This window comes from Micromonospora sp. AMSO12t, assembly GCF_008806585.1.
In the GTDB taxonomy this organism is placed as follows: domain Bacteria; phylum Actinomycetota; class Actinomycetes; order Mycobacteriales; family Micromonosporaceae; genus Micromonospora; species Micromonospora reichwaldensis.
The window spans coordinates 1-7,988 of record NZ_WAAS01000278.1; the positions used below are offsets into that span (position 1 = coordinate 1).

9 protein-coding genes are annotated in these 7,988 nt (G+C 77.0%); 7 read left to right on the top strand and 2 right to left on the bottom strand.

What is annotated here, in order from left to right:
- The first annotated feature begins 101 nt into the window (after positions 1 to 101).
- From F6X68_RS27615 to F6X68_RS27640, 6 genes are all read left to right on the top strand, one after another.
- Entirely contained in the window at positions 102 to 590 is a 489-nt protein-coding gene (locus F6X68_RS27615; protein ID WP_151457007.1) for a YbaK/EbsC family protein, read from the top strand.
- Between the two features lie 91 nt (positions 591 to 681).
- Positions 682 to 1,446, top strand: coding sequence for a monooxygenase (locus tag F6X68_RS27620; RefSeq protein ID WP_151457015.1), 765 nt, complete (start codon positions 682 to 684; stop codon positions 1,444 to 1,446).
- On the top strand, positions 1,443 to 2,018 hold the full coding sequence (locus F6X68_RS27625; protein WP_151457008.1) for a GNAT family N-acetyltransferase: 576 nt from the start codon (positions 1,443 to 1,445) through the stop codon (positions 2,016 to 2,018). The genes F6X68_RS27620 and F6X68_RS27625 overlap by 4 nt, the downstream gene beginning before the upstream one ends.
- A complete protein-coding gene (locus F6X68_RS27630; RefSeq protein ID WP_151457009.1) occupies positions 2,015 to 2,899 on the top strand; it encodes a carotenoid biosynthesis protein in 885 nt (294 codons plus the stop codon). Before F6X68_RS27625 ends, F6X68_RS27630 begins: the two co-directional genes overlap by 4 nt.
- Entirely contained in the window at positions 2,896 to 4,023 is a 1,128-nt protein-coding gene (locus tag F6X68_RS27635; RefSeq protein ID WP_151457010.1) for a glycosyltransferase family 2 protein, read from the top strand. The genes F6X68_RS27630 and F6X68_RS27635 overlap by 4 nt, the downstream gene beginning before the upstream one ends.
- 11 nt (positions 4,024 to 4,034) lie before the next feature.
- Positions 4,035 to 5,522, top strand: coding sequence for an NAD(P)/FAD-dependent oxidoreductase (locus F6X68_RS27640; RefSeq protein WP_151457011.1), 1,488 nt, complete (start codon positions 4,035 to 4,037; stop codon positions 5,520 to 5,522).
- A gap of 111 nt (positions 5,523 to 5,633) precedes the next feature.
- Here the strand turns inward: F6X68_RS27640 and F6X68_RS27645 are convergent, their stop codons facing one another.
- Positions 5,634 to 6,323 carry a CDP-alcohol phosphatidyltransferase family protein gene (locus F6X68_RS27645; protein WP_151457012.1) on the bottom strand — a complete coding sequence of 230 codons (690 nt, stop codon included), beginning with the start codon at positions 6,321 to 6,323 and terminating at the stop codon, positions 5,634 to 5,636.
- A gap of 43 nt (positions 6,324 to 6,366) precedes the next feature.
- The gene (metF, locus tag F6X68_RS27650; protein WP_151457013.1) at positions 6,367 to 7,284 is read right to left on the bottom strand and encodes a methylenetetrahydrofolate reductase [NAD(P)H]; all 918 of its coding nucleotides are present in this window, start codon (positions 7,282 to 7,284) and stop codon (positions 6,367 to 6,369) included.
- 254 nt (positions 7,285 to 7,538) lie between these two features.
- On the opposite strand from metF, the gene F6X68_RS27655 reads away from it, so the two are divergent.
- Positions 7,539 to 7,988, top strand: a 450-nt coding sequence (locus F6X68_RS27655; RefSeq protein ID WP_151457014.1) for a helix-turn-helix domain-containing protein, incomplete at its 3' end; no start/stop codon positions are given.

The following is a 7,988-nucleotide window of genomic DNA, read 5'->3' on the forward strand; positions in this document are numbered from 1 at the left end:
CGTCCCGCCCGGAGCCGGCCGGACGTCGCCCCGCCCCGCCCGGTCGGGGCCCGGCACGGCCGGCTGAGCCGCCGACCGGCGTACCGGGAAGAATGGTCGACATGCAGCCACACCCGAACGTGCGGGCGGTGCAGGACGTGCTCGACGCCGCGGGCGCCTGGGACGGGTCCGGCGCGCCGAGCCTCGTCCGCCTGCTGCCCGACGCGGTCCACACCGCCGCTGCCGCCGCCGAGTCACTCGGCGTCGCGGTCGGCCAGATCGCCAACTCGCTCGTCTTCGAGGCGGACGGCGCGCCGCTGCTGGTGCTCACCTCCGGCGCGCACCGGGTGGACACCGCCGGCCTGGCCGCGTCCATCGGGGTCGGCCGGCTGCGCCGGGCCACCCCGGAGTTCGTCCGCGCGCACACCGGGCAGGTGATCGGCGGGGTCGCCCCGGTCGGCCACCCGCGCCCGTTACGCACCCTGGTGGACACCGCCCTGGAGTCGTACGACGAGATCTGGGCGGCCGGCGGCGTGCCGCAGGCGGTCTTCCCCACCACGTACCCGGAGCTGCTGCGGGTCACCGGCGGCGTCCCGACCGGGGTGGCGTGAGCGAGCGGAGCGCGCGAACCATGGGGCTCAGCAGCGTGGCGCCTCGCGCCGCCGTGGAGCGGAGCGAGGCGGTGGCGTGAGCGAGCGAACCATGGGGCTGAGCAGCGCGCGAACCGTGGGGGCCGACGTCCCGGAGCTGGTCACCCTGCACGTGTGGCGCACCTCCCGCGCCGCGCTGCCCCGGGCGTTGACCCGGATGGCGGTCGCCCCCCGCCGGCTGCGGGCCGTGCCCGGCGTGCGGTTCGGCAAGCTGCTCGGCACCGGGACCGGCACCGGCTTCGGGCCGGGCGACGCCGACCTCACCCGGTGGGCGGCGCTGACCGTGTGGGACTCCCCCGCCGCCGCGGCCGGCTTCGACGGCTCGCCGGTGGGACGCGCCTGGGCGCGGATCGCCCGCGCGTCCGTCCGGGTCGACCTGCGCCCGCTGAGCAGCCGGGGCGAATGGTCGGGGCGCCGGCCGTTCGGGGAGCCGCCCGGCGGCCGGGTCACCGGCCCGGTGCTGGCGCTGACCCGGGCCCGGCTGCGGCCCCGTCGGGCGGCCACCTTCTGGCGGGCGATCCCACCGGTGGCCGCCGCGCTGCACGCCGCGCCCGGCCTGCTGGCCCGCTTCGGCATCGGCGAGGCCCCGCTGGGCTGGCAGGGCACGGTGAGCGTGTGGCGCGACCCGGCGGACCTCGTGGCGTTCGCGTACCGTCACCCGGAGCACCGGGCGGCGATCATGCGGACCCCCACCGAGGGGTGGTACGCGGAGGAACTCTTCGCGCGGTTCGAGGTGCGCGACGTGGTGGGTGACCGGGCGGTGCTGGGGTGGGTCGCGGACGGCGACCCGGGAGCGGCGGAGGGTGTACGGGCATGAGGTTGGTGCGGTGGACGCCGGACGATCTCGTCCGACGGCTGGACGACGTGGTGGCCGTCTACGGCGAGGCGATGGGCTACCGCCCTGAGCTGCTGGAGTCCCGACGCGGCTACATCGCCACCCACGTACGCCGGCCCGGCTTCCGCGCCGTCGCCAGCCTGACCAGCGAGGGCCACCTGGCCGGCTTCGGCTACGGCTACCTGGGCGGCTCCGGGCAGTGGTGGCACGACCAGGTCTGGCGGGCACTGGACGCCCCGACCCGGCAACGCTGGCTGACCCACTGCTTCGAGGTGGTGGAGCTGCACGTCCGCCCGCCCGCGCAGGGGCACGGCCTGGGCGCGCGGCAGCTGCGGGCCCTGCTCAGCCTGGCGGAGGGGACGACCACGCTGCTCTCCACCCCCGAGGCCGACGAGCAGCGGTCCCGGGCCTGGCGGCTGTACCGCCGGTTCGGCTTCACCGACGTCCTGCGCGACTTCCACTTCCCCGGCGACGAGCGTCCGTTCGGCGTGCTCGGCCGGGACCTGCCGCTGGAGCCGCCGACACCCACCCCGCCCGGCCGGCCCGTGCCATGACCCGACGGCTGTCCTGGGCGCTGCTGGCCGTGCTGGTGCTGGCGCAGATCTGCTACCCGCTGACCACCGGGGAGACCCGGGCCCGGCTGACCGTCGCCACCGTCGTGCTCGGCTACCTGCTCTCGGTCGGCCACGCGCTGCTCAGCCGGGGCCCGCGTACGGCGGCGGCGCTGGTCGCGGTGGCCACGGTCGGCGGGTTCGCCATCGAGGCGCTCGGCGTGGCCACCGGCTTCCCGTTCGGCAGCTACGACTACTCCGGCGAGCTGGGGCCGAAGCTGGCCGGGGTGCCGCTGATCATCCCGCTGGCCTGGACCTGGATGGCCTGGCCGGCCTGGCTGGCCGCCACCCGGCTGACCGGCGGCGACGCCAGCGCCAGGCCCGGCGCCGGAGACGGGCCGAGCGCCGGGGACGCGCCGGGACGCCGGGGCGGGCGGTTCCCCGTCCGGCGGATCGCGCTGGCCGCCGTCGGGCTGGCCGCCTGGGACCTCTTCCTCGACCCGCAGATGGTGGCCGAGGGCTACTGGGTCTGGCGGGACGCCACCCCCGCGCTGCCCGGCCTGCCCGGCATCCCGGTGAGCAACTACCTGGGCTGGCTGCTCTTCGCCGTGCTGATGATGAGCGCGCTGCGCCCGCTGGCCGGGCCCGCCGTGGCCACCACCGACGGGCGGGACGGCCCGATGTTCGCGCTCTGGCTGTGGACGTACTTCTCCAGCGTGCTGGCCCACGCGGTCTTCCTCGACCTGCCCGCCTCGGCGCTCTGGGGCGCGGTCGGCATGTCGGTGGCCGCCGTGCCGCTGGCGGTCACGCTGATCCGCTCCCGCCGCGACGACCGGCACGGGACCCGTCAGCCGCAGCGCCCCGGCGTCGACGCGACGGCATGACCGCCGTCCTCGCGCTGCTGCTCGGCGTGGCCGCGCTGACCGCGCACACCCTGCTCAACGCCGGCCGCTGGCTGCGCCGCCCGGCCGAGCGGCCGGCGCCGGTCACCGAGCCGGTGGCGGTGCTGCTGCCGCTGCGCGACGAGGCTGCGCGGGTCACCCCGTGCCTGCGCGCGCTGCTCGCCCAGCGGGGCGTGCCCCGGCTGCGCGTGGTGGTGCTCGACGACGGGTCCACCGACGGCACCGCGGACGTGGTCCGCGCGGTGGCCGGCGACGACCCCCGGGTCACCCTGCTCGACGGGGTCGCCCCGCCGCCGGGCTGGCTGGGCAAGCCGCACGCCTGCTGGCAGCTGGCCACCCGGGCGGACCCCGCGGCGACCGCGCTGGTCTTCGTCGACGCCGACGTGGTGCTCGCCCCGGACGCGGTCGCGGCGGCCGTCACCGAGCTGCGTGCCGCGCGGGTGACGCTGCTGTCGCCGTACCCCCGGATCCTGGTGGCGACGGTGGCCGACCGGCTGGTCCAGCCGCTGTTGCAGTGGCTGTGGCTCACCTTCCTGCCGCTGCGGGCGATGGAGCGCTCGCGGCGGCCGTCGCTGGCCGCCGCCGGCGGCCAGTTCCTGGTGGTGGACCGGGCCGGCTACGAGACCGCCGGCGGGCACGCCATGGTGGCCGGGAAGGTCCTGGAGGACGTCGAGCTGGCCCGCGCGGTCAAGCGGGCCGGCGGCCGGATCGCCCTCGCCGACGGCTCGCGGCTGGCCGCCTGCCGGATGTACGAGGACTGGCCGCAGCTGCGCGACGGCTACTCGAAGTCGCTCTGGGCGACCTTCGGCAACCCGGGGGCGGCGGCCGCCGTGGTGGCCCTGCTGCTCCTGCTCTACACCGCTCCCCCGCTGCTGGCGGTCGTCGCCCTGGCCGCCGGCGCGCCGACGGTGGCCGCCGCGGCGCTCGCCGCCTACCTGCTCGGGGTCACCGGACGGGCGGTCAGCGCCCGGGCGACCGGGGGCCGGTGGTGGCCCGACGCGCTGGCACACCCCGTGTCGGTCGTGGTCCTCGGTTGGCTGACCCTGCGGTCGTACCATCTGCGAAAGCGGCGTCGCCTGTCCTGGCGCGGCCGCCCCGTCACCTAGGGAGGCGCGGCATGGCGCGGATCGTGGTCGTCGGCGCCGGGGTGGGAGGGCTGGCCACCGCCGCCCGGTTGGCCGCCACCGGGCACCAGGTCACCGTGCTCGAACGCGCGGGCACCGTCGGCGGCAAGCTCGGCCGGTACGTCCGCGACACGCCGGCGGGCGCGTTCCACTTCGACACCGGGCCGAGCCTGCTCACCCTGCCCGACGTCTTCCACGACCTGTTCGAGGCGACCGGCGCGAAACTCGACGAGTACCTGGACCTGACGCCGGTGGACCCGATCGTCCGGCACGTCTTCCCCGGCGGCGGCCCGGCCCTCGACTCGTGCGCCGACCCGGCCGAGTTCGCCGCCCGGATCGGCGCGGCCTTCGGCGACCGGGCCGCCGCGGACTGGCAGCGGCTGTGGCGCCGGGCCGCGCGGGTGTGGCAGGCCTCGGACCGGGACATCCTGCGCCGCCCGATCGACTCCCCGCGGGACCTGGCCGCGCTGGCCTGGCGGCTGGGCGACCTGGCCGCCATCGGGCCGGGCCGGACGCTGCGCGGGCTGGGCCGACGGCACCTTTCCGACCCCCGGCTGCGGATGCTGCTGGACCGGTACGCCACCTACACCGGCGCCGACCCGCGCCGGGCGCCGGCCGCGCTGGTCGCCGTGCCCTACGCCGAGCTGACCTTCGGCGGCTGGTACCTGCGCGGCGGGCTGGGCACGCTCGCCGACGCGCTGCTCACCCGCTGCCTGGACCTCGGCGTGGTCGTGCGGACCGACGCCACGGTCACCCGGATCGACGCCGCGGGCGGCCGGGTGCACGGCGTACGCCTGCGCGGCGTCACCGCCCCCGTCCCCGCCGACGTGGTGGTGGCCAACGTCGACGCGCTCACCCTCTACCGGGACCTGCTGCCCAGCCCGCGCCGGCTGACCGGGCTGACCGACCGCAGCCTGGCCGGTTTCGTGCTGCTGCTCGGCCTGACCGGGGACTCCGGGCTGGCCCACCACAACGTGTTCTTCCCCGGCGACTACGACGCCGAGTTCGACGCGGTCTTCGGCCACCCAGGGCGCGGCGTGCGGGCCCGACCGGCAGCCGATCCCACCGTCTTCGTCACCGTGGCCAACGACCCGGTGGTCCGGCCGGCCGGCCACGAGGCGTGGTTCGTGCTGGTCAACGCACCCCGGCACGGTACCGCCACCGGTGCCGTCGACTGGCGCCGGCCCGGCCTCGCCGAGGCGTACGCCGACCGGGTCCTCGACGTGCTGGCCGAGCGGGGCGTCGACGTGCGGGACCGGCTGGTGTTCCGGGAGGTCCGCACCCCGGCCGACCTGGACGACGCGACCGGCGCGCCCGGGGGATCGATCTACGGCACCGCCGGCGGCCTGCTGCGCCCGGCCAACCGGGGGCCGGCGCACGGGCTGTGGCTGGTCGGCGGCTCCAGCCACCCCGGCGGCGGCCTGCCGATGGTGACCCTCTCCGCCCAGATCGTCGCCGACGACATCGGCCCCGCCTGGTAGCACCGGCTGCCGGGTAAGGAAGGGCACTGATCAACGCCTGAGGTAGCGGAAGGGCCCCTTCCTGACACCACGGCACCCGGTCAGAGGCCGTCCGGACGGGCCCGCGCGCGGTCAGCCGGCGTCGATCAGGGCGCGGCGGACAGCGGAGAGCAGCTGGCCGAGGCCGAACCCGGCCAACAGCACCCAGACGGCGGTCGCCATGGTGATCGTGCCGGCCGGCAGGTCCGGCTCGATCAGCCCGGTCAGCCCGGCCAGCAGCAGCCCGACCAGGGCCACCGAGACCCGGGTGGGGCGCTCCCCCACGGTCACCGCGCCGAGTTCCCGCATGCCGGCGGAGACCGCCCGGGCGCGGACGTACTCGTGCAGCCAGGAGAGCGCGCCGGCGGTCACGACGAGCGCCCCCGGCGCGCCGATCAGCCAGAACGCGGCCAGCCAGGCGACCTCGCCGAGCCGGTCGGCCAGCGAGTCGTAGACGTAGCCGAGCCGGGTGGTCCGGTTCGTGGCCACCGCCACCGCGCCGTCGACGCTGTCCGCCACCGCGGCGAGCAGCACGAACAGCGCCGCGAGGAAGGGACCGTTCTGCGGCCGTACGGCGAACAGCGGCACGCAGGCGCAGAGCAGCACGCCGACCACGGTGACCGGGGTCGGGCCGACCCGCAGCCGGCCCAGCACGAACCCGACGTGGTAGGCGAACCGCAGCCAGGCGCGGACGACGGGGGCCGCCGCCCGGGGGTCGAAGCCCCCGTGCAGCCGTGCCCAGGCCGTGGCGTACTCGTCCCAGTTCAGCTGTGTGCCCACCACGGAACAACCGTCGCACCGCCGCTCAGGTGTCGCGGCACCGGGGTCACACCCGCGCGTCGACCTGGAGGTTCTGCCACACCTCGCGGGTGGCGGTGGAACGGTTGAGGGTGATGAAGTGGATCCCCGGCACGCCCTCGTCGAGCAGCCGCCGACACATCTCGCTGGCCTGCTCGACGCCGAGCCGGCGCACCGCCTCCGGGTCGTCGGCGACCTTCGCGAACCGCTCGGCCAGGGCCGGCGGGAAGGGCGCCCCCGAGAGCTGCGTGGAGCGCTCGATGGTGCCGATCTGGGTCACCGGCATCACGCCGGCCAGGATCGGGGTGTCGCAGCCGGTGGCGGCGACCCGGTCGCGCAGCCGCAGGTAGTCGTCGGCGTCGAAGAACATCTGGGTGATCGCGAAGTCGGCGCCGGCCCGGCACTTGCGCACGAAGTGCTCGGTGTCGCTGTCGACGTCGGTTGAACGCGGGTGCTTGTAGGGGAAGGCCGCCACCCCGACGCTGAAGTCGCCGGCGTCGCGCACCAGGCGGACCAGGTCCTCGGCGTAGAGCACGCCCTCGGGGTGGCGCACCCAGTCGCCGCCCGGGTCGCCCGGCGGGTCGCCCCGCACGGCGAGCACGTTTCGCACCCCGACCCCGGCGAGCCGGCCGATGACGTGGCGCAACTCGGCCACGGAGTGGTTGACCGCGGTCAGGTGGGCCATCGGCAGCAGGGTGGTTTCGGTGGCGATCCGCTCGGTGACCGCGACGGTGGTGTCGCGGGTCGACCCGCCCGCGCCGTAGGTGATCGAGACGAACGACGGGCGCAGCGACTCCAGCTCGCGGATCGCCTGCCACAGCAGCCGCTCGCCCTGCGGGGTCTTGGGCGGGAAGAACTCGAAGGAGAAGGTCGGCTGGCGGTCACGGATGAGCTCCCCGATCGCCGGCTGCGGATTGGGGAGGACCGATGGAAGACCGAGCGCCACGCCCCGACTCTAGCGGGCCGGGCCCTCCAGGCCGAGACCTTCCCACACTGGTGGACGCCGGACCGCACGGCCGCCGGCCCGGCCGGGGCCGGAAAGCGTCGTACCCCCGGAGTAGTCATGGGGTTGCGCGGGGTGGGCCCGGCCGGACGGCCGACCCGCCGGGGGCACGCGCGGGGGTCAGCATCCACCGGTGGCGCACCGGTCCCGTTCCGGGGCCCGCGCCGCCGCCTCGCCGACACCGTCCCGGAGGACCGATGACGCCGCCCCCGCCGCCCGGCCCGCAACTGCTCGGGCCGCTGCTCGCCCAGCTCCGGCTGGCCCGGGGCTGGAGCCAGCTGCGGGTCGCGGCCGAGCTCTGCGCCGCGTCCGGCGTGCCGACCCTCAGCCGGCACGAGGTCTCCCGGTGGGAGCGGCAGCTGCGCCTCCCCGGCGAGTTCTGGCTGGGCTGGCTCGCCGTGGTCCTCGCGGTGCCGGCCGACCTGCTGGCCACCGCCGCGGCCCGCACCCGCAGCCTCGGTCCGCCGCCAGCCTTCGGCGGGTCCCGGCCCCGGGCGGCGCTGCTCGCCCTGGCCCAGCGCTGGCTCGCCGACCCGCGCGCCGTGCTGCTGCCCGGCACACCCGCCCGGCCCGCCGCCCGGGACGACGGCGCGGGGCCGCTACGGCTGGCGGAGCTGCGCCGGCTCGACGACCTCGTCGGCGGGGCC